This window comes from Thermomonas sp. (assembly GCF_041905325.1).
Taxonomy (GTDB): Bacteria; Pseudomonadota; Gammaproteobacteria; order Xanthomonadales; family Xanthomonadaceae; genus Thermomonas.
Genome location: NZ_JAYRLK010000006.1, coordinates 179,549 through 199,028 on the forward strand (window position 1 = coordinate 179,549; position 19,480 = coordinate 199,028).

The 19,480-nt window shown below is 68.6% G+C and carries 17 protein-coding genes and 2 pseudogenes; 8 read left to right on the forward strand and 11 right to left on the reverse strand.

Translation table 11 applies throughout. The annotated features are described in order from the left end of the window. Window positions 1–25: 25 nt before the first annotated feature. Window positions 26–1,276: a threonine/serine exporter ThrE family protein gene (locus ACE3OK_RS08845; RefSeq protein ID WP_374249167.1), complete on the reverse strand. Its 1,251-nt coding sequence runs from the start codon at window positions 1,274–1,276 to the stop codon at window positions 26–28. Window positions 1,277–1,346: 70 nt separating this feature from the next. Between ACE3OK_RS08845 and ACE3OK_RS08850 the strand changes: the two genes are divergently transcribed. The 5 genes from ACE3OK_RS08850 (at window position 1,347) to ACE3OK_RS08870 (ending at window position 6,642) form a co-directional block, all read left to right on the forward strand. Further along, window positions 1,347–2,468, forward strand: a complete 1,122-nt coding sequence (locus ACE3OK_RS08850) for an MlaE family lipid ABC transporter permease subunit (protein ID WP_374249168.1) — start codon at window positions 1,347–1,349, stop codon at window positions 2,466–2,468. A gap of 3 nt (window positions 2,469–2,471) precedes the next feature. Further along, window positions 2,472–3,296: an ABC transporter ATP-binding protein gene (locus tag ACE3OK_RS08855; RefSeq protein ID WP_374249169.1), complete on the forward strand. Its 825-nt coding sequence runs from the start codon at window positions 2,472–2,474 to the stop codon at window positions 3,294–3,296. Further along, window positions 3,296–4,222: an MlaD family protein gene (locus ACE3OK_RS08860; protein ID WP_374249170.1), complete on the forward strand. Its 927-nt coding sequence runs from the start codon at window positions 3,296–3,298 to the stop codon at window positions 4,220–4,222. The genes ACE3OK_RS08855 and ACE3OK_RS08860 overlap by 1 nt, the downstream gene beginning before the upstream one ends. Next, the gene (locus ACE3OK_RS08865; RefSeq protein WP_374249171.1) at window positions 4,219–4,875 is read left to right on the forward strand and encodes an ABC-type transport auxiliary lipoprotein family protein; all 657 of its coding nucleotides are present in this window, start codon (window positions 4,219–4,221) and stop codon (window positions 4,873–4,875) included. Before ACE3OK_RS08860 ends, ACE3OK_RS08865 begins: the two co-directional genes overlap by 4 nt. 75 nt (window positions 4,876–4,950) lie before the next feature. Continuing rightward, window positions 4,951–6,642 carry an electron transfer flavoprotein-ubiquinone oxidoreductase gene (locus ACE3OK_RS08870; protein ID WP_374249172.1) on the forward strand — a complete coding sequence of 564 codons (1,692 nt, stop codon included), beginning with the start codon at window positions 4,951–4,953 and terminating at the stop codon, window positions 6,640–6,642. A gap of 187 nt (window positions 6,643–6,829) precedes the next feature. On the opposite strand, the gene ACE3OK_RS08875 is transcribed toward ACE3OK_RS08870, so the two are convergent. Continuing rightward, window positions 6,830–7,456 carry a CoA transferase subunit B gene (locus tag ACE3OK_RS08875; protein ID WP_374249173.1) on the reverse strand — a complete coding sequence of 209 codons (627 nt, stop codon included), beginning with the start codon at window positions 7,454–7,456 and terminating at the stop codon, window positions 6,830–6,832. A gap of 1 nt (window position 7,457) precedes the next feature. Continuing rightward, window positions 7,458–8,177, reverse strand: coding sequence for a CoA transferase subunit A (locus ACE3OK_RS08880; protein ID WP_374249174.1), 720 nt, complete (start codon window positions 8,175–8,177; stop codon window positions 7,458–7,460). Window positions 8,178–8,348: 171 nt separating this feature from the next. On the opposite strand from ACE3OK_RS08880, the gene ACE3OK_RS08885 reads away from it, so the two are divergent. Both ACE3OK_RS08885 and ACE3OK_RS08890 read left to right on the forward strand, forming a co-directional pair. Further along, window positions 8,349–9,095, forward strand: a complete 747-nt coding sequence (locus ACE3OK_RS08885; RefSeq protein ID WP_374249175.1) for an EtfB protein — start codon at window positions 8,349–8,351, stop codon at window positions 9,093–9,095. Continuing rightward, on the forward strand, window positions 9,095–10,036 hold the full coding sequence (locus ACE3OK_RS08890) for an electron transfer flavoprotein subunit alpha/FixB family protein (protein WP_374249176.1): 942 nt from the start codon (window positions 9,095–9,097) through the stop codon (window positions 10,034–10,036). The genes ACE3OK_RS08885 and ACE3OK_RS08890 overlap by 1 nt, the downstream gene beginning before the upstream one ends. 550 nt (window positions 10,037–10,586) lie before the next feature. Here the strand turns inward: ACE3OK_RS08890 and ACE3OK_RS08895 are convergent. From ACE3OK_RS08895 to ACE3OK_RS08925, 7 genes and pseudogenes are all read right to left on the reverse strand, one after another. Further along, window positions 10,587–12,782, reverse strand: a complete 2,196-nt coding sequence (locus ACE3OK_RS08895; RefSeq protein WP_374249177.1) for a glycosyltransferase — start codon at window positions 12,780–12,782, stop codon at window positions 10,587–10,589. After that, window positions 12,775–14,115 (reverse strand): ABC transporter ATP-binding protein, encoded by a 1,341-nt coding sequence (locus tag ACE3OK_RS08900; RefSeq protein ID WP_374249178.1) that lies wholly within the window; start codon window positions 14,113–14,115, stop codon window positions 12,775–12,777. The genes ACE3OK_RS08895 and ACE3OK_RS08900 overlap by 8 nt, the downstream gene beginning before the upstream one ends. After that, entirely contained in the window at window positions 14,105–14,926 is an 822-nt protein-coding gene (locus tag ACE3OK_RS08905; RefSeq protein WP_374249179.1) for an ABC transporter permease, read from the reverse strand. The genes ACE3OK_RS08900 and ACE3OK_RS08905 overlap by 11 nt, the downstream gene beginning before the upstream one ends. A gap of 23 nt (window positions 14,927–14,949) precedes the next feature. Continuing rightward, window positions 14,950–15,336, reverse strand: a pseudogene (locus ACE3OK_RS08910) (CBS domain-containing protein); the annotation flags it as partial. Window positions 15,337–15,387: 51 nt separating this feature from the next. Next, window positions 15,388–15,555, reverse strand: a pseudogene (locus ACE3OK_RS08915) (DUF1153 domain-containing protein); the annotation flags it as partial. Window positions 15,556–15,646: 91 nt separating this feature from the next. Beyond that, complete coding sequence (locus tag ACE3OK_RS08920) at window positions 15,647–15,862, reverse strand: YdcH family protein (RefSeq protein ID WP_374249180.1); 216 nt, start codon at window positions 15,860–15,862, stop codon at window positions 15,647–15,649. 418 nt (window positions 15,863–16,280) lie between these two features. Beyond that, entirely contained in the window at window positions 16,281–17,543 is a 1,263-nt protein-coding gene (locus tag ACE3OK_RS08925; RefSeq protein WP_374249181.1) for an OmpA family protein, read from the reverse strand. Between the two features lie 95 nt (window positions 17,544–17,638). Here ACE3OK_RS08925 and ACE3OK_RS08930 point away from each other — a divergent pair, with 95 nt between their 5' ends. Further along, on the forward strand, window positions 17,639–18,742 hold the full coding sequence (locus ACE3OK_RS08930; RefSeq protein ID WP_374249241.1) for a PilT/PilU family type 4a pilus ATPase: 1,104 nt from the start codon (window positions 17,639–17,641) through the stop codon (window positions 18,740–18,742). Here the strand turns inward: ACE3OK_RS08930 and maiA are convergent. Further along, on the reverse strand, window positions 18,718–19,419 hold the full coding sequence (gene maiA / locus ACE3OK_RS08935) for a maleylacetoacetate isomerase (RefSeq protein ID WP_374249182.1): 702 nt from the start codon (window positions 19,417–19,419) through the stop codon (window positions 18,718–18,720). The genes ACE3OK_RS08930 and maiA overlap by 25 nt on opposite strands. Window positions 19,420–19,480 lie beyond the last annotated feature (61 nt).

Below are 19,480 nucleotides of genomic sequence, written 5' to 3' on the forward strand. Positions count from 1 at the left end.
CAGTTGCCGTTTTTGCCCCGTGCAATCACAGGTTGCGGCGCGCACTGACCAGCAGGTTGCCGAAGATCAGCCCGGCCAGCAATGCCATCAAGGTATTGAGTGCGGCCAATGCCGCATCCTGGCCGGCATTCAGGCTTTGCGCCTGCACCAGCGAAATCACCCCGCGCAGGGCCACGCTGCCGGGTACCAGCATGATGATGCCCGGCAACCGGATCAGCGCACCGGGGCGGTTGGCCCAACGCGCATAGGCATTCCCGGCCGCAGTCGTGGCCAATGCCGCCAGGAATACCCCCGCCTGCGCCCCCAGCCATTCGCCGCCGAACCGGGAAATCAGATAACCGGCCATGGCCGACAGCATGACCAGCGGATAATCGCGGCGATGCGCCTGGAACAGCACCGCGAACGAATAGGCCGCCAGTACCATCGCCACCCACGCCACCCAATCCGGTTGCGGACGCAAGGCCCGGATGTGCGGGGCGATCCCCAGCAACTCGGCCCCTCCAAGGGCAATCGCGGTGCCGATGGTGAGATTGATGACCGTCATCAGCGCACCGGCGAAACGCGCCGTGCCGGACACTAAGTGGCGGCTGGTCAATTCGTTGGTGGCCAGCGCCAGCGTCATGCCCGGCAGCAACACGATGAGCGAGGCGATCACCACGGTGTTGAGGTTCAGCGGCGCCACCAGGCTGCTGACCAGGATCGCCACGGTGCCGGCCAGCAACCCGGCCAGGGCCTCGAAACCTTCGTGCAGCCGTGGCCGACGCTGCGCGGCCAGCACCAGCCCGCCGATCAGGCAACCGATCATGCCGGCGGTGGCGATATCCAGGTTCGGCAGGCGGAACAAGGCCGCCACGGCGGCCGATGCCAAGGCAAACCCCAGCACCAGCATCACCTGGCCACGGCGGCCGGTTGGCCGATCCAGCCGGCGCAAGGCCTCGTGCCCGGCCACCACGCCCATGCGCCCGCAAATCACGTCCTCGGCGATTCGGTCCGCCTCGCACAGCTTGTACAGGTTGGTATCGCCCAACCCGGGCCGGATCAGGCGCGTGGTATCGGTCTCGCCGGCCGGCCGCGACGGGTCGCTGAAGGCCAGGATGATGCCGGTGGGGTTCGACCAGGGCTCGCAGGCCAGCCCCAGCTTGTGCGCCACCAGTTCGATGGCCGCTTCCAGCCGCTGCGACGTGGTGCCATAGGCGTGCAGGTGCCTGGCCAGCTCGACCACGAAGGCGATGCGTTCGGTGTAGCTGGCGACGGTCATGGCATCACGTGTCTGCATCGGCCTAGCATGGCATGCCGCACCGACGCATTCACACGCCGACGCCTGATTGCGTAAGCTTGCCCGGCACATGAGTCAGACCCCGCAGCCATTTGCCCCCGCCGCCCGCCTCGCCGAGGACGGAAGCGCCACGCTGTGCCTGCACGGGCGCTGGACGCTGCGCTTCGCCGCCGCCATCGAACAGGAGCTGCAACGCGCGCCGCCCGGGATCGTCGTGATCGATGCGCGTGGCTGCGAGCGGCTGGACACCCTCGGCGTGCTGCAACTGTTGCGGCATGCCGAACAGCGCGGGCTGACACTTGCGGATTTCCTGTTCCGCGACGACCAGCAGCCGCTGGTGGAAGCGATCGAAGACGTGCGCGACGACCGCCCCGAACTGGTGCGCGAATACGGCGTGCGCGCGGCACTGGAGCGGCTGGGCCGCGCGGTGGTGGAGGCCGGCGCGGAGGTCACCGCACTGGCCAGCTTCTTCGGCGAGGCGCAGGTCAAGCTGCTGCGCCTGTTCAAGCAGCCGCACCGTTTCCGCCTCACCGCCACCATCCACCACATGGAGCAGATCGGGCTGGATGCGGTGCCGCTGGTGGCGCTGCTGTCGTTCATGGTGGGCGCGGTGATCGCGTTCCTCGGCGCGATGGTGCTGGCCGACTTCGGTGCCACCATCTACGTGGTGGAATTGGTCGATGCCGCCTTCCTGCGCGAATTCGGCGTGCTGATGACCGCCATCCTGCTGGCCGGCCGCACCGCCAGCGCATTCACCGCGCAGATCGGGATGATGGTCAATCGCGAGGAAGTCGATGCCATCCGGGTACTGGGCATGGATCCCGTCGACCTGCTGGTGTTGCCGCGCGTGCTGGCGCTGCTGGCGATGCTGCCGCTGCTGACCTTCGTGTCGATGATGGCCGGCCTGCTGGGCGGCATGGCCGTGGGGGCCTTCAGCCTCGACATCCCGTCGGTGGCCTACCTGGCGCGCATGCACGAGACGCTGGAAGTCCGGCACTTCGTGGTGGGCATGGCCAAGGCACCGGTGTTCGCGATGGTGATCGGCCTGATCGGCTGCCTGCAAGGCTTGCAGGTGAAGGGCACCGCGCAGTCGCTGGGCGAGCGCACCACCTCCAGCGTGGTGCAGGCGATCTCGCTGGTGATCGTGCTGGATGCCTTCGCCGCGCTGTGGTTCATGCAGATGGATTACTGAACGATGGCCATCGCCACCGCCATGCGCACCCTCGACGGCATCGACATCGGCGATGCACCCTTCATCCGCGTGCAGGGGCTGGTCAATCGCTTCGGCGAGCAGCTCGTCCACGACGGCGTGGACCTGGACGTTCGCCGCGGCGAGATCCTCGGCGTGGTCGGCGGCTCCGGCTCCGGCAAATCGGTGCTGATGCGCTCGATCCTGGGCCTGCGCCGGCCCAACGCCGGGCGCATCCAGGTGCTGGGGGTGGACGCGCGGGCGGAAGACGCCGCCACCCGCCGCCACATCGAGCGCAACAGCGGCGTGCTGTTCCAGGACGGCGCGCTGTTCTCCTCGCTGACCGTCGGCGAGAACGTGCAGGTGCCGCTGAAGGAGTACTACCCGGCGCTGTCCGACTCGCTGCGCTACGAACTGGCGCTGCTGAAGATCAAGCTGGCCGGCCTGCCCGCCAACGCCATCGACAAGCTCCCCTCGCAACTGTCCGGCGGCATGCGCAAGCGCGCCGGGCTGGCGCGCGCGCTGGCGCTGGACCCGCCGCTGCTGTTCCTCGACGAACCCACCGCCGGACTCGACCCGATCGGTGCGGCGGCGTTCGACCAATTGATCCTGACCCTGCGCCAGGCACTGGGCCTGACCGTCTTCCTGATCACCCACGACCTCGATACCCTGTACGCGATCTGTGACCGCGTGGCGATCCTGGCCGACCGCAAGGTGCTGGCCATCGGCCCGCTGGGCCAGCTGGAAACGCTGGACCACCCCTGGGTGCAGGAGTATTTCAACGGCCCGCGCGCGCGCGCAGCGCGCAGCGCCACGGAAGGAGCCCCCTGATGGAAACGCGTGCCAATTACGTGCTGATCGGTGCCTTCACCGTGCTCACCACCGTGCTGCTGCTGTTGTTTGCGCTGTGGGCCAGCAAGTTCTCCTCGTCGCGCAACTGGCACCAGTACGAGGTGGTGTTCAGCGAGCCGGTGACCGGGCTGACCGAGGGCGGCAGCGTGCAGTACAACGGCCTGGCGGTAGGCACGGTGGAAGACCTGAGCCTGGACGAGCACGACGCGCGCAAGGTGATCGCGGTGCTCAAGCTCAAGTCCAACACCCCGATCAAGACCGACACCCGCGCCAAGTTGTCGCAGCAGGGCATCACCGGCGTGCCGTTCATCCAGCTCACCGGTGGCAGCCCGGATGCCCCGGCCCTGCTGGCCCCCGCCGACGGCGGCCTGCCGGTGATCCGCACCGAGCCGTCGGCGCTGCAGAACATCACCGACGCCGGTAACCGGCTGGTGGCGCAGATGGACCAGCTGCTCAGCGACGAAAACGTCGCGCGCATCTCGGTGTCGCTGGACAACCTGCAGAAAGTCACCACCAGCCTGTCCGAGCGCCGGCAGGACATCGCCCAGCTGATCGTCAATGCGCGCGATGCCACCGCTTCGCTGAAGACCACCATGGACAGCGCCAACGGTGCCATCCAGGGCATCGACCAGCACCTGGTGCAGCGCCTGCCCGCGTTGCTGGACAAGCTGGACGCCACCATTGCCAAGCTGGATGCAGCGGCGGGCAACGCCAATGCCATGATCGCCGAGAACCGCCCGGCCATCCGCAACTTCACCCAGGAAGGCCTGCCGCAAGTGGAGCCCACCCTGGTCGAGCTGCGCGCGCTGGTGCGCGAACTGCGCGGCGTGACCACGCGGCTGGACCGCAACCCGGCACGCTACCTGCTTGGCCGCGAGCAGCCCAAGGAGTTCGACCCCCGATGAAGCCTTCGCCCCGTCCGCACTCCCGCCTGCCCGCCCTGCTGGCCCTGACCCTGGCCCTGTTGGCATCCGCGTGCAGCCTCGTCGGCGGCGGCAAGACATCGCCCACCCGCTACGACCCTGCCCCCCGCGTGCAGGCCGATCCCGCATGGCCCACCGCGTCCGGGTCGCTCACCGTCGTCATGCCCAGCATCGACGCCGCGCTGGACGATACCCGCATCGCCGTCAGCCCCACCGCCGGCGAGTTGCAGGTGTACCGGGCCGCCGAGTGGGTACGCCACCCCGCCGGCATGGTGGAAGACGCCGTGCTGCGCACCCTGGAAGACAGCGGCAAGCTGGCCGCCGTGGTGCGCCAGGGCAGCGGCATCGCCACCGATTACCGGCTGCTGCTGGATGTCCGTCGCTTCCAGGCCGATTACGCCGGCCAGCCCGTGCCTGCGGCGGTGCTGGAGGTCAATGCCACGCTGGTGGCCACGAGTGGCCAGGGCGTCATTGCCAGTCGCAACTTCCGCGTCTCGCAGCCGGCGGCCGGCACCACCGTGGCACAGGTGGTCGATGCCTTCGCCGGCGCATTGGCCACGCTGGGCCACGACATCAGCGGCTGGGCCTTGCAGGCCGCCCCGCGCACCACGCCAGCGGCATCGCCCAAGCGCTGAGCGGGGGGATCGCCGGCGCGTTGCCGGCCGCCGGCAAAGCCCGGACAATGGGCGGCTCAGCCCGAGGAACGCCGCATGCACCCAGCCAGCCCAGCCCCTGTCGACCGCGAGTCGATGGAATACGACATCGTGGTGGTGGGCGCCGGCCCGGCCGGCCTGGCCGCCGCGATCCGGCTCAAGCAGCAGGCGGCCAACGCCGGCCGCGAGGTCTCGGTCTGCGTGCTCGAGAAGGGTTCCGAGCCGGGTGCGCACATCCTGTCCGGCGCGATCGTCGATCCGAAGGCGCTGACCGAACTGTTCCCGGATTGGAAAGAGCGCGGCGCGCCGCTGAAGCAGGCGGTGACCCGCGACGAGTTCCTGTTCTTGAGCGAGCCCGGTCTCGATGAAACCTCCGCGCGCGCCACCCCGCACTGGCTGCTGCCGGAGTGCTTCCATAACGATGGCAACTACATCGTCAGCCTCGGCGCGCTGGCGCGCTGGCTGGCACAGCAGGCGGAAGCGCTGGGGGTGGAGATTTTCCCGGGCTTCGCCGCCGCCGAAGTGCTCTACGACGAAGCCGGTGCGGTCAGGGGCGTGGCCACCGGCGACATGGGCATCGGCAAGGACGGCCAGCCCACCGACCAATACCAGCCGGGCATGGAGCTGCACGCGAAGTACACGATCTTCGCCGAGGGTGCGCGTGGCCAGCTCGGCCGCCAGTTGATCGACAAGTACAAACTGGACGAAGGCAAGGACCCGCAGAGCTACGCGATCGGCATCAAGGAACTGTGGCAGGCCGATCCGGCCAGGCACCAGCCCGGCCTGGTCGTGCACACCGCCGGCTGGCCGCTGGAGAGCGATACCTATGGCGGCTCGTTCCTGTACCACGCCGAGGACGGCAAGATCGCGGTGGGCTTCGTGATCGGACTGGACTACAAGAACCCGTGGCTGAGCCCGTTCGGCGAATTCCAGCGCTTCAAGACCCACCCGTCGATCCGCAAGCATCTGGAAGGCGGCAAGCGCATCGGCTACGGCGCGCGTGCGCTGACCGCCGGCGGCCTGCTCAGCCTGCCGAAGACGATCTTCCCCGGCGGCGCGCTGGTCGGCTGCGAGGCCGGCTTCCTCAACGCCAGCCGCATCAAGGGCAGCCACGCCGCGATCAAGACCGGCATGCTCGCTGCCGAAGCCGCATTCGCGGCCTTGGCCGAAGGCCGCCAGCGCGACGAGCTCACCGCCTACCCGGCTGCGTTCGAGAACAGCTGGCTGCATGCCGAACTGCGGCAAGCGAAGAACTTCAAACAGTGGTTCAAGAAGGGCCGCAACTTTGCCACCCTGATGACCGGCATCGAGCAGTGGCTGCTGCCGAAGCTGGGCATCCGCAACCCGCCGTGGACGCTCCACCGGCAGCAACCCGACCACGCCTGCCTGCAGCCGGCGGCGAGCCAGCCGAAGATCGAGTACCCGAAACCCGATGGCGTGCTGACCTTCGACCGGCTCAGCTCGGTGTTCCTGTCCAGCACCCACCACGACGAGAACCAGCCGGCGCACCTGACCCTGAAGAACCCGGCCATCCCGGTGACCGTGAACCTCAAGGAATTCGCCGGCCCCGAAGCGCGCTACTGCCCGGCCGGCGTGTACGAATTCGTCGGCGAGCCCGGCAACGAGCGCCTGCAGATCAACGCCGCCAACTGCGTGCACTGCAAGACCTGCGACATCAAGGATCCGACCCAGAACATCGTCTGGGTGGCACCGCAGGGCGGCGGTGGGCCGAATTACCAGAACATGTGACGCACGCGAAAAAGCCGCCTTCGAGGCGGCTTTTTCGTCATGGAGGAGGTTTCGGCCGTGGCGGGCAACTCCGCAGGGCCGTCGGCAGGCGAACCCCTGTAGCGAAATCAAGGGGGAGGCAGCGGCAACGCCGCTGCCGGAGGACATTCGCGGAAGGGGTTCGCCTGTTGGCGGCCCCCGTGATCCCTCAGCGCAGCGGCACGCCGGTCTTCGCGACCGCTTCATCAAAGCTGACGCCGTCGGCCAGCTCGACCAGCTTCAGGCCGTCGGGCGTCACGTCGAACACGCCCAGCTCGGTGATGATGCGGTCGACCACGCCCACGCCGGTCAGCGGCAGGGTGCATTCGGGCAGGATCTTGGAGGTGCCGGCCTTGGTGGTGTGCTCCATCAGCACCACCACGCGCTGCACGCCGGCCACCAGGTCCATCGCGCCGCCCATGCCCTTCACCATCTTGCCGGGCACCATCCAGTTGGCCAGGTCGCCCTTGTCGGTGACTTCCATCGCGCCGAGGATCGCCAGGTCGATGTGGCCGCCGCGGATCATCGCGAAGGAATCGTGGCTGCCGAAATAGCTGGCGCCCGTCACCGCGGTGACGGTCTGCTTGCCGGCGTTGATCAGGTCGGCGTCGATCTCGTCCTCGGTCGGGAACGGGCCGATGCCCAGCAGACCGTTCTCGCTTTGCAGCCAGACGTGCATGCCGTCGGGAATGTGATTGGCCACCAGCGTCGGCAGGCCGATGCCGAGATTCACGTAGGCACCGTCGCTGAATTCGTGTGCGGCGCGTGCCGCCATCTGGTCACGGGTCCAGGCCATGTCAGTTGTCCTCCGGCTGGCGAATGGTGCGTTGCTCGATGCGCTTTTCCGGCGCGGCGTTGACCACGATGCGCTGCACGTAGATGCCGGGCAGGTGCACGTGGTCGGGGTCGATCTGCCCGATCTCCACCAGCTCCTCCACTTCCACCACGCAGACCTTGCCGGCCATCGCACAGGCCGGATTGAAGTTGCGCGCGGTCTTGTGGAACACCAGGTTGCCGGCAGTGTCGGCCTTCCACGCCTTGACCAGCGACACGTCGGCCTTCAGCGCGGTTTCCAGCACGTACATGCGGCCGTCGAATTCGCGGGTCTCCTTGCCTTCGGCCACCACCGTGCCGTAGCCGGTGGCGGTGAAGAACCCCGGGATGCCCGCGCCACCGGCGCGCAGGCGCTCGGCCAGGGTGCCCTGCGGATTGAATTCCAGTTCGAGTTCCCCGCCCAGGAACTGGCGTTCGAATTCCTTGTTCTCGCCCACGTAGGAGGAAATCATCCTCCTGATCTGCCGGGTGGCCAGCAGCTGGCCCAGGCCGAACCCGTCCACACCGGCATTGTTGGAAATCACCGTCAGCCCCTTCACCCCGGAATCGCGCAGCGCGGCGATCAATGCTTCGGGGATGCCGCACAGGCCGAAGCCGCCCACGGCAAGGGTTTGGCCATCCGCCACCAGCCCGTCGAGGGCGGCAGCGGCACTGGGGTAGAGCTTGCTCTTGGCGGAAGCCACGGGCGGATCTCCGGATGCGTTGTAGAGCCCACATTCTAGCCGGGCATGCGTCAATGCCCAGCGTACCTTCGGACAATCGCGTCCGCTGCGGGCAGCCGCGGCGAACGTCCGTTAAAATGTCCGACTGGGCCGGCAACGGCCACTCTCCCGTTTTCCAAGGAAAACCCCACGATGAAAATCCTCGTCGGTTACAAGCGCGTGGTGGACTACAACGTCCGCATTCAGGTCAAGCCGGACGGCTCCGGCGTGGTCACCGACGGCGTCAAGCTGTCACCCAATCCATTCGACGACATCGCGCTGGAAGAAGCACTGCGCCTGCGCGACGCCGGCATCGCCACCGAGGTGGTGGTGGCCACGATGGCCCCGGCCGATGCCCAGCCGCACCTGCGCAACGGCCTGGCGATGGGCGCCAACCGCGCCATCCACGTCGTTTGCGACACCGCCATCCAGCCGCTGACCGCCGCCCGCGCCCTGCTCAAGCTGATCGAAAAGGAGCAGCCGGACCTGGTGCTGCTGGGCAAGCAGGCGATCGACGACGACGCCAACCAGACCGGGCAGATGCTGGCCACGCTGTGGGGCCGCCCGCAGGCCACCTTCGCCAGCAAGCTGACCGTGGAAGGCGGCAAGGCCACCGTGGTGCGCGAAGTCGATGCCGGGCTGGAAACGCTGGAAGTGGACCTGCCGGCGGTGGTCACCACCGACCTGCGCCTGAACGAGCCGCGCTTCATCAAGCTGCCCGACATCATGAAGGCCAAGAGCAAGCCGCTGGAAACGATCGCGTTCGCCGATCTTGGCGTCGAGGCCAACGATTCGCTGAAGACCACCCACTACGCCGCGCCGGCCAAGCGCAGCCGCGGGGTGATGGTGAAGGATGCCGCCGAACTGGTGGCCGCGCTCAAGCAGAAGGGGCTCCTGTGATGTCCAACATCCTGATCGTCGCCGAACACCTGGAAGGCAAGCTCAACGCCGCCACCGCCAAGACCGTCAGCGCCGCTGCCGCGCTGTCACCTGCCGCCATCGACATCGTGGTGCTGGCCGCCGACCCGGCCGCCGTGGCCGCGCAGGCCGCGCAGATCGCCGGCGTGCGCAAGGTGCTGGCCGTTGCCCATCCCGCCAACGCGCATGCCATCGCGCAGGTGCTGGCACCGCAGGTGGCCGCATTGGCCAAGGGCTACAGCCACGTGTTCGCACCCTCCACCACCTTCGGCAAGGACCTGCTGCCCTGCGTGGCCGCACTGCTGGGCGTGAACCAGATCTCCGACCTGATGGCGGTGGAAGGCAGCTATGCCTTCAAGCGCCCGATCTACGCCGGCAACGCCATCATCACCGTCGAAGCACCGGCAGACCAGATCGTGGTCGCCAGCGTGCGTACTGCCTCGTGGCCGGAAGCCGCGCAAGGCGGCAGTGCCACGATCGAGGCCGCCAATGTCGAGGCCGCCCTGCCCAGCCACACCCGCTACCTGGGCCTGGCCGCCGGCGCCTCCGACCGCCCCGACCTGCAATCGGCCAAGCGCGTGGTGTCTGGTGGGCGTGGCGTGGGTTCGTCCGAGAACTTCCAGATCATCTACAAGCTCGCCGACAACCTGGGGGCCGCTGTCGGCGCTTCGCGCGCGGCCGTGGATGCCGGCTACGTGCCCTCCGACCTGCAAGTGGGCCAGACCGGCAAGATCATCGCGCCGGAGCTCTATGTGGCAGTGGGCATCAGCGGCGCCATCCAGCACCTCACCGGCATCAAGGACGCCGGCACGATCGTTGCGATCAACAAGGACGGCGACGCACCGATCTTCGAGATCGCCGATATCGGCCTGGTCGGCGACCTGTTCGCCGTGCTGCCGGAACTGGAAGCCGCGCTGGGCTGACCGGCCCGCGCCTCACCGGCACCCCGAGGCACACGGGCGCGCGGCAACCCGCCTGTACAAAGCACCGCGCCCCGCGATCATGCAAAACGCCCCGCAAGGGGCGTTTTTTTTGCGGCCAGGTATCGTGCGGCCTGCACTCACGCGAGTGCCCACACCGCATCCGAAGCTGGATGCATGACTGCCGGCAAGAGCGGCATGGGTGGAAAAGCGAATCTGGACTGGCCCGCCTTCCACATACAACCTGAGCGATCAGAAGACCTGGTAGGGTTAAGGCCATCGCAGTCGCAATGGGCGTCAAAATGCCGGGAATGGATTGGTCGCGCGAAGAAGTCGAAGCCTGTGTCGCCGACTACTTGCGCATGCTGACGCTGGAGCGAGAAAAAGGTATGGGATAAATATTTTCAGCATCCGCGTGAATTTCACTTGCCCTCCTCACACCCACGATCACCGGCGCATCGAATGGCCTGCGATGCCCTAACCGCCGCCACGCCTGCACCAGCACCGAATGCGAACCCGGGCCTCGTCCTGCCCAAACGCAGAATCAAGCGCATCATCCGTGCCCACCCCGCGCCCGCTCGCGCGGCGCGGCGGCCAGCCCGAAATGGTTGCCGTCCAGGTCCAGGTTGGGGTTGTAGGCGGGGTCGGACAGCAATTCCGCGCCCCACCGCGCCTGCATGAACGCCGCTTCGCGCAACAGCCGCGCGTGTTTCTCCGCGGTGGTGTCGTAGCCGCGGGTGGCCGATTCGTTGTGCACCAGCACCGCATGCGGCGTCCACACGTTGCGGTAGCCGGCGGCGCGGATGCGCAGGCACAGATCGACATCGTTGAAGGCCACCGGCAGCGCTTCGTCCAGCCCGCCCACCGCATCGAACACCGCGCGCCGCAACAGCAGGCAGGCGCCGGTGACCGCCGACAGCGCCTGCACCTGCCGCAGCCGGCCCATCTGGCCGTCGCTGTCGCGCGGCATCCCGCACCATGGGTGGCCCGCCACCCCGCCGATGCCCAGGATCACCCCGGCGTGCTGGATGCGCATGTCCGGATACAGCAGCAGCGCACCCACCGCGCCCACCTGCGGCACCACCGCCTCGGCCACCATTTCCCGCAACCAGTGCGCGTCCAGCACTTCGATGTCGTTGTTGATCAGGCCCAGCACGTCGCCTTGGGCCTGCCGCGCGGCGGCATTGTTGATCGCCGAATAGTTGAACGGTGCATCGAAGCGCAGCACCCGCACGCGCGGGTCGCGCGCCACCGTTTCCAGGTACGCATGGGTCTCCGGTTGCCGCGACTGGTTGTCCACCACCAGCACGTCCATTGCCGGATAGTCGGTGCGTTCCAGCAGGCCGTGCAGGCACGTCCGCAACAAGTCCACGCGGTCGCGGGTGGGCACGATCAGCGACACCCGCGGCGGTGGCACCGGCAGCGCGCGATGCACGCGGATGCGCCCCGGTGCGGCGACCGTGGCGCGGGCCGCCTGCCCGGTGCGGTCCAGATGGGCCTGCACGGCACGTTGCGCGGCCGCGGTGGCGTAATCCTTGGCGGCGGCGGCGGTCGCGGTGGAGCCGGGGATGGCGCGCCAGTGGTACAGCACCTGCGGCACGTGGCCGATCTGCGCGGGCTGCAGGCGTTCCACGCAGCGCAGCGCCAGGTCCCAGTCCTGGCTGCCGTCGACGCCGGGCTGGAAGCCGCCCACCTCGCGCAGCAAGTCGGCGGCGTACATGCCGAGATGGCAGATGCAGTTCTGCCCCAGCAGCAGCGGATAGTTGAAGTCGGGCTTGAAGTACGGGTCGAAGCGCCGCCCGTCGGCATCGACCTTGTCTTCATCGGAATACAGCAGTCGCCACTGCGGATGCGCCTGGGCGGCTTCCACCATCGCCAGCAGCGCCTGTGGCGCCAGCATGTCGTCGTGGTCCAGCAGCGCCACCCAGTCGCCGGTCGCCAATGCCAGCGCGCTGTTGGACGCCGCGGCGATATGTCCGTTGCTCGGGCGCGTCACCACGCGGATGCGGCCGTCGCGGCGCTGGTACTCGGCCAGCACTTCGCGGGTGCGCGGCGTGGGCGAAGCATCGTCGGCGATGCAAAGCTCCCACTGCGGATAGACCTGCGCCAGCACGCTGTCGAGGCAGGCCCGCAGCCACCGCTCCGGCGGCGCGTGCACCGGCAGCACCAGCGACACCCGCGGCCGGTGCGGCAACGCCGCCAGCCGCGCCTGCAATGCGGCAGGTTGCGCCTCCGGTGCCAGCGCCTGACGCAGCACCCAGCCCGCATATTCACCGCCGCCATCCCCCAGCAGCGCCCGATAGCGCGCGTACGCGGCGTCCCCGCCCGCGCGCAAGCCACCCCGCAACATGCGCCACAGCGCCTGCGCCAGCAGCCCCAGTGCCGCACGCGGCGTGGCCCGCGTCCACACCAACGCCAGCATCGCCGCCAGCGCGCGCAGCTTGCCCACCCGGCGCAGGCGCACCGTCACCGGCACCGGCTCGGCACCGCAGTGCAACCCACCCAGCCGCAGCACCTGCGTGTCCATGCGCAGGCGCACCAGCGCGCGCGCGCAGCCGTCCGGGCCGGCCTGCGGCAACACCACGCAGGCTTCGTGCGCGCACGGCGGCCCGGCATCCTCCACTTGCAGATACAAGCGGTCGGGCACGGCCTGTACGGCGGCCGGCCGCACCGTCAGCAGATACCAGCCGCCAGGGTGGGCCTGTGCACCCGCCGGCAGCGCCAGGGTGCAGGGCAGGTATTCAACCATCCAGCGGCTCCAGCGTGATCTCCGCCATCGGCAAGCCCAGGATGCCGGTGGGCAGGCCTTGGCCGTCGGCGTGCACCACCAGTGCCGCGTGCGACCAGTCCTGCACCACGTGCTCGGCCTGGGTGCCGCGCGACAGGCCGATGGCGAAGGCGTAGTCGCCCGCCTGCAAGCGCGGCATCGTGAAGGTGAAGCGCGCGCGATAGCGGGTGCCGGCCGCCAACCGGATCGGCGCGGCGTGCGTGCTCAGGTAGGTGTTGTCGCCGAACAGCAACTGGCCCAGCCGGTCCTTGAGGTAGAAGCCGATGATCGGCGCATCCACCTGGGCGCGGGCTTCCGCCACGATCTCCAGCGTCACCTGTTCGCCGCCCACCACGCAGGGCAGGCGTCGCCCGCGTGCATCCAGCAGCACCACGTCCAGCAGGCGCGCGCTGCCCTCGCCGAAGCTGGTGTTGGCGGCCGGGTCGAACACCGGCACATGGATGTCGTTGCGCAGCGCGGTGCGCTGCAACAGGTCGTCGCGCACGTCGCGATCGATGCCCGTGGCCGGCCCGCCGCGCCGCGCCGGACGCCGTTCGTCCACGCCCTCGCGGGCGGCCACCTGCGATTCCAGATACGCCTCGCTCACCGCCCGCGCCGCGCCCGCCATCCGCAGTTGGCCATGCTCCAGCCAGATCGCACGCTGGCACAACGCATTCACCGCCGCGGTGTCATGGCTGACGAACAGCAGGCTGCCGTGCTGCTGGAACTCGCGCAAAAAGCGCATGCACTTCTGCGCGAAGAAGGCATCGCCCACCGCCAGCGCCTCGTCGATGATCAGGATGTCGGCATCCACGTGCGCCATCACCGCAAACGCCAGCCGCACCACCATGCCGCTGGAATAAGTGCGCACCGGCTGGTGGATGTGCGCGCCGATGTCGGCGAAGGCGAGGATCGACGGCAGCCGCGCCTGCACTTCGGCACGTCCCAGCCCATGCAGCGCGGCGTTGAGGTGGATGTTCTCCAGCCCGGTGAATTCCGGGTTGAAGCCGCTGCCCAGTTCCAGCAGCGCGGCCACCCGCCCGTTCACGCAGGCGGTGCCCTCGCTGGGTCGCAGGGTGCCGGCCAGCAGTTGCAGCAGGGTCGATTTTCCGGCGCCGTTGCGGCCGATGATGCCCAGCGTTTCCCCGCGCCGCAGCTCCAGGTCCAGCCCGCGCAAGGCCCAGAACGGGGTGCCGGCCTGGCGCAGGCCCAGCAGGCCCAGCAGCCGGGGCCACGGCCGCGCGTGCAGCAGGTGGCACTTGCCCAGCCCGCGCGCCTGCACCACCGGCGCGGAAGACGCCGGCTCAGAGGACATCGGCAAACCCCGGCTGCAACTTGCGGAACAGTGCGTACCCCGCACCGCCCGCCAGCAGCGCCAACCCCGCATACAGGGCCAACAGCGACCACTGCGGCCACAGCCCGAAGAACAGCATGCGCCGCAACTGCTCGATGATCAGCGTCAACGGGTTGAGCTCGAACAGCCAGCGGTAGCGTGCCGGCAACACGTCCAGCGGCACCAGCGCCGACGACAGGAACAGCAGCACCGTCACCAGCGGCGCCACCAGCTGCGCGATGTCGCGCAGGAACACCCCCAGCGCACCCAGCGCCCACAGCACGCCCAGCAACAATGGCACGCATGCCAGCAGCACCAGCGGCAACGCCAGCACGGTGGGCGGCAAGCCGCCGCGCAGCCACAGCACCCCGGCCAGCAGCACCAGCAGCTGCATGCAGAAGTGGAACAACGCCGTGGCCAATGCCGGCCACGGCAGGATGTCCAGCGGAAACACCACCTTGGTGGCATACCCGGCGCGCTCCACCACCAGCGCCGGGGCACGCACCAGGCACTCGGCGAACAGCCCGTGTACCGCCAGTCCGGAAAACACCATCAATGCGAAGGCCTGCCAACTGTCCACGCCGGGCCAGCGCGCGCGCAGCAACGGGCCGAATGCCAGCAGGTAGACGCCCAGCATCAGCATCGGCGTGAGCAGCGCCCACAGCAGGCCCAGCACCGCGCCGCGATAGCGGCCGTGCAGATCACGCCGGGCCAGTACCCACGCCAGCCACAGGTGCTGCCGGGTCCTCGGCAACGGCCCGGCACCGTGGCCTGTCGCCTGCATCGTCCGCATGCCGCCGCGCCGGCCCGCCGGCCCTATTGCACGCGCTGGCGCAGGTAATTGAGCAGGTCGATCCGGGTCACCAGACCGAGGAACTGCTCGCCATCCATCACGATGGCCACGTGGCCGCGGTCGAACACCGGCAGCAACGCCTCCACCGACGCGCGCCTGTCCACCTTGTCCAGCCGCGCCACCATTGCCGCCGCCACCGGATCGGTGAAGCGCGCTTCATCGCCATAGACATGCAGCAACACGTCGGACTCGTCCAGCATGCCGACGATGCGCGCGCCCTCCAGCACCGGCAGTTGGCTGACGTCATGCGCACGCATCCGCTGCCACGCCACGTTCAAGGGTTCGTCCGGAGCCACGGTGACGGTGTCGCCGGACAGTGCCGGGCGCGAGATCAGGTCCCGCAAATCACCAAACGGCGTGGCGGCCGGCAGGTCGCCGGCGGCGGTGTCCAACGCGGCTTCAAGGCCTTGCCGGCCCGCCGCGACCCACGCCTCCAGCTGCGCCGGTGCCAGCCCGTGCCTGCACGCGGCATCGGCAGCCGAGACGGTGCCGTGCAGGATCTCCACCACCAGCGCCGCCTTGCGCCGCGCCGTCCATTGCGTGTCTTGTCCGCTCATCGCCACACCCATGAATGCCACCCGCGAAGGGTAGCATCGCCACGCACCCGGCGCGGCAGGCGGCAGCGGCGAAACAGGGGCGCCGCCACCGCCTCGCGCCGCTTCAGTTGGCGCGTTCGTACATCTGCATCAGGCGTTGCTTGGCGGCCAGCTTCTCGCGCTTCATCTGCCCCAGGGTGGAATCGTCGATCGGCAACACGCCGAGCTCGGCATCCAGCACCTGCTTGTCGAGTTCCCGATGGCGGAAATACAGCTGCCGGAACTCGCTGTTCACTTTCATCATTGCTTCGATATCAGCCTGTGATTGCCCTTCGAACATGGAAAACCTCCTGACGCGAAGAAGCCACCCCGGGCAGCACGGCCGGGGTAGCGTGGGGACGGCAGCGGGGGCTGCCGGAGGCACCGCCGGCCAGCCAGCCGGGCAGTGCGAACTGCGGGGCCACGGTGACGACCGGGCCGTACACATGCGAACGCCCCGGCACGGGGGCACGGGGCGTCAAGGGGTCTTGCACGGGGGCAGGCACGCGGACATCGACACTCACCACCCGCCCACCCCCACCGCGCGTGCGGCTTGCGGCGGCGATCTCCGGGTTGTCGAACAAGTCATGCATCGACCGGCCTCCGGCCGGGGCTGGCGGAACCGCCGAGAACCCCGGGAGTTCGACCCTACGCCTGCCCGCATGGCTTGGCAAGTGCCGCCGACCGGCACCCGCACGGGCACCACATCTCATTGATTTTCAAGGATTATCCGACACCACGATGTCCACTCTGCGGTTTTTTGCGCGGCCTGCGGCACTGCCATTGTCGGCCACCGGGCTGCTGCTGCCCTTGCCCTGCGCACTGACCCGGCTGCGCGGCAAGCCCGCCGCCACCAGGCTGGCACGCACGAGCTGCGCGCGCTTGTCGGTCAACGCCTGGTTGGCCGCCGCCTTGCCGCGGTTGTCGGTGTAGGCCAGCACCTGCACCGCGCCACCGGGAATCGCCGCAAGATAAATCGCCAGCGCCTTGACGCTCGCGCCGGCACTGGCGGTGAGCTGCGCCTTGCCCCCGGCAAAGGCCTCGGCCGGCAGGGTGAACACGCTGCCGCGCGCATCCCGGTGCATGGCCGGCAATTTGCCGCCAGCGGTCAGCTCCGCTTCCTTGCGCGCCAGGGCCGCCTCTTTCTCGCGCGCTGCATCCACCTTGCCCTGCTGCTCCACCTGGGCGCCATCGAGGGCTGCTTCGGCCTGCTGCGCCTGTGCGCGCAGGCGTTCGGCTTCCTCCGCCTGCAACTGCGCCTGCAAGCGCATGCGCTCGGCCTCGGCCCGCGCACGGTCGGCTTCACGGCGGCTGGCTTCCACCAGCAGGTCATTGCGCTCGCGTTCCAGTCGCTCGATCTCGCGGCGCGTGGCTTCCACCCGCGCCGCCTGCTCGGCGATCTCCACCCGGCGCGTGGCCTGCGCCAGCACCAGCGGCAGGTCGCGCCGCGCCGCCGTGGCCAGTGCGGCCACCGCCTGCCGCGCCTGCAAGCGTTCGTACTGGGCAAACGGATTCAGGCGAATGTCGGCATCCAGTGCCTGCAGGCGCTGCTCGGGCGGCGCATCCGTCACCGGGAACTCCAGCGGATCGGCAACCGCAGTGCCATCGTCAACCTGCAGCTGCGCCCGCAGCCGGGCCACTTCCACCTGTTTCTGGCGGAAGTCGGCACGACTGCGCGCCACCCCGCTGCGCACCCAGGCCTGGTCGGCAGCGGTACTGGCCGCCAATGCGCCTGCCCGCGCCTGGTCGCTGCGGCCACGCGCCATTGCGGCCTGCGCCGCCTGCAAACTGGTGCGCGCCTCCATCAGGGCATCGGCGGCATATTGGTCGGCATCGGCGGCCTCGGCGCGGGCCAGCGCCTGCTGTGCCGCCGCCAGTTCCGAGGTCGGCGGGGGCAGGCTGGCGCAGCCTGCGGCGAACAGGACGCAGGCCAGCAACGGGGCATGCAGGCTGGAACGGAAGTATGCGAAGCTTGGGCGCATGGGAGGTCGCAGCTCGTGGTCGGGGCGCGGTCATTGTGGGAAGCCGCCGGCGACGATGCAATGTCGGGCCGCGCACTGGGAGTACACGCGTCGTGTTGGATATCAGTCAATTCTTCAAATTGATGTCGGAAAAAGACGCCTCGGACATGTTCCTGTCCACCGGCGCGCCGGTGAACGTCAAGCTGGAAGGCGAACTGCTGCCGATGAGCGAGGCCACGCTGGGCTCGGGCGAAGTCAAGGACATCGCCTATTCGCTGATGGACAAGGCGCAGATCGCCGAGTTCGAGCGCGAGAAGGAGCTCAACATGGCGCTGTCCGTGCCCGGTTGCGGGCGCTTCCGCGTCAACGTGTTCCAGCAGCGCGGTGAAGTGGGCATGGTGATCCGCGCCATCCGCAGCGTGATCCCCACCATCGAGGAGCTGCAACTGCCCCCGGTGCTGAAGGACATCATCATGGCGCCGCGCGGGCTGGTGCTGATCGTCGGCTCCACCGGCTCCGGCAAGTCCACCACGCTGGCGTCGATGATCGATCATCGCAACAGCACCAGCCCCGGCCACATCCTCACCATCGAAGATCCGATCGAATACCTGCACCGCCACAAGCGCTCGGTGGTCAACCAGCGCGAGGTGGGGCTGGATACCCACAGCTTCCACGCCGCCCTGAAGAACGCGATGCGCGAGGCGCCGGACGTGATCCTGATCGGCGAAATCCGCGATGCCGAGACGATGGAGGCGGCCATCGCCTTCGCCGAGACCGGCCACATCTGCCTGGCCACGCTGCACTCCAACAACGCCGACCAGACCATCGAGCGCGTGCTCAACTTCTTCCCCGAAGGCGCGCACAAGAACGTGCTGATGAACCTGGCCCTGAACCTGAAGGCGGTGGTCAGCCAGCGCCTGGTGCTGGGCGTGGACGGCCGCCGCATGCCGGCGACCGAGGTGCTGATCAACACCCCGATGATCCGCGACCTGCTGCGACGCGGGCAGGTGCATGAGGTGAAGATGGCGATGGAAGACTCGCTGCAGGACGGCATGCAGACGTTCGACCAATGTCTGTTCCGGCTGTACAAGGACGGCAGGATCGAGATGGAGGAAGCGTTGAAGGCGGCCGACTCGCGCGATGGCCTGGCGCTGAAGTTCCGTCTGTCGGAAGGCGCCAGCGGCGAACACAACCCCTACGCCGACGTGTTCGGAAGCTGATCCCCGGCTTTGCGGAAGGTGGCGGGTGCGTCCGGCTGGCTTTCCGGGCGCGCCGCATCGAACGCCGGCAACGCCAGGCAAGCCGCTTCGATGCGCGCGATGGTGGGGTAGCGCGTGATGTCCATGCCGAAACGACGCGCGTTGTAGACCTGCGGCACCAGGCAGCAATCGGCCAGCGTGGGCTGCTCGCCTTCGCAGAAATCACCGGTGGACGGGTGCCCCGCCAGCATGGCCTCGACCGCGGCAAACCCGTCCTCGATCCAGTGCACCACCCATTGCTCGCGCTCTGGCTGCGGCACGTTCCATTCGCGCTCGAAATATTGCAGCACGCGCAGGTTGTTGAGTGGATGGATGTCGCAAGCCACCAATTGCGCCAGCGCGCGCACCCGCTGGCGCTCGCGCGCGGTGGCCGGCAGCAGCGGGGTGTCCGGCCAGACTTCGTCGAGATATTCCAGGATCGCCAGCGACTGCCCCAACCGGCGGTGTCCGTGGCACAGGGTGGGCACCAACCCCTGCGGGTTGAGCTCGCGATAGGCCGCCGAATGCTGCTGCCCGCCGTCCTGCACCAGATGCACCGGCACGATGTCGTAGCGCAACCCTTTCAGGTTGAGGCCGATGCGCACCCGGTAGGCCGCACTGGAGCGCCAGTAGGAATACAGTTGCAACGTTTCGGTCATCCGCCCACCTTATCGGCTTGCTTCCGCGCCGCCACACCGTTGACCACGTCGTTTCGACCGC

What these genes read in the sequence shown, in the direction of transcription:
- ACE3OK_RS08865 (WP_374249171.1), top strand. Translation starts at nt 4,219, where the DNA reads ATGAAGCCTTCGCCCCGTCCGCACTCCCGCCTGCCCGCCCTGCTGGCC.
- ACE3OK_RS08875 (WP_374249173.1), bottom strand. Translation starts at nt 7,456, where the DNA reads ATGGCCTGGACCCGTGACCAGATGGCGGCACGCGCCGCACACGAATTC.
- ACE3OK_RS08900 (WP_374249178.1), bottom strand. Translation starts at nt 14,115, where the DNA reads ATGTCCTCTGAGCCGGCGTCTTCCGCGCCGGTGGTGCAGGCGCGCGGG.
- ACE3OK_RS08895 (WP_374249177.1), bottom strand. Translation starts at nt 12,782, where the DNA reads ATGGTTGAATACCTGCCCTGCACCCTGGCGCTGCCGGCGGGTGCACAG.
- ACE3OK_RS08905 (WP_374249179.1), bottom strand. Translation starts at nt 14,926, where the DNA reads ATGCGGACGATGCAGGCGACAGGCCACGGTGCCGGGCCGTTGCCGAGG.
- ACE3OK_RS08870 (WP_374249172.1), top strand. Translation starts at nt 4,951, where the DNA reads ATGCACCCAGCCAGCCCAGCCCCTGTCGACCGCGAGTCGATGGAATAC.
- ACE3OK_RS08885 (WP_374249175.1), top strand. Translation starts at nt 8,349, where the DNA reads ATGAAAATCCTCGTCGGTTACAAGCGCGTGGTGGACTACAACGTCCGC.
- ACE3OK_RS08890 (WP_374249176.1), top strand. Translation starts at nt 9,095, where the DNA reads ATGTCCAACATCCTGATCGTCGCCGAACACCTGGAAGGCAAGCTCAAC.
- ACE3OK_RS08920 (WP_374249180.1), bottom strand. Translation starts at nt 15,862, where the DNA reads ATGTTCGAAGGGCAATCACAGGCTGATATCGAAGCAATGATGAAAGTG.
- maiA (WP_374249182.1), bottom strand. Translation starts at nt 19,419, where the DNA reads ATGACCGAAACGTTGCAACTGTATTCCTACTGGCGCTCCAGTGCGGCC.
- ACE3OK_RS08925 (WP_374249181.1), bottom strand. Translation starts at nt 17,543, where the DNA reads ATGCGCCCAAGCTTCGCATACTTCCGTTCCAGCCTGCATGCCCCGTTG.
- ACE3OK_RS08860 (WP_374249170.1), top strand. Translation starts at nt 3,296, where the DNA reads ATGGAAACGCGTGCCAATTACGTGCTGATCGGTGCCTTCACCGTGCTC.
- ACE3OK_RS08845 (WP_374249167.1), bottom strand. Translation starts at nt 1,276, where the DNA reads ATGCAGACACGTGATGCCATGACCGTCGCCAGCTACACCGAACGCATC.
- ACE3OK_RS08850 (WP_374249168.1), top strand. Translation starts at nt 1,347, where the DNA reads ATGAGTCAGACCCCGCAGCCATTTGCCCCCGCCGCCCGCCTCGCCGAG.
- ACE3OK_RS08855 (WP_374249169.1), top strand. Translation starts at nt 2,472, where the DNA reads ATGGCCATCGCCACCGCCATGCGCACCCTCGACGGCATCGACATCGGC.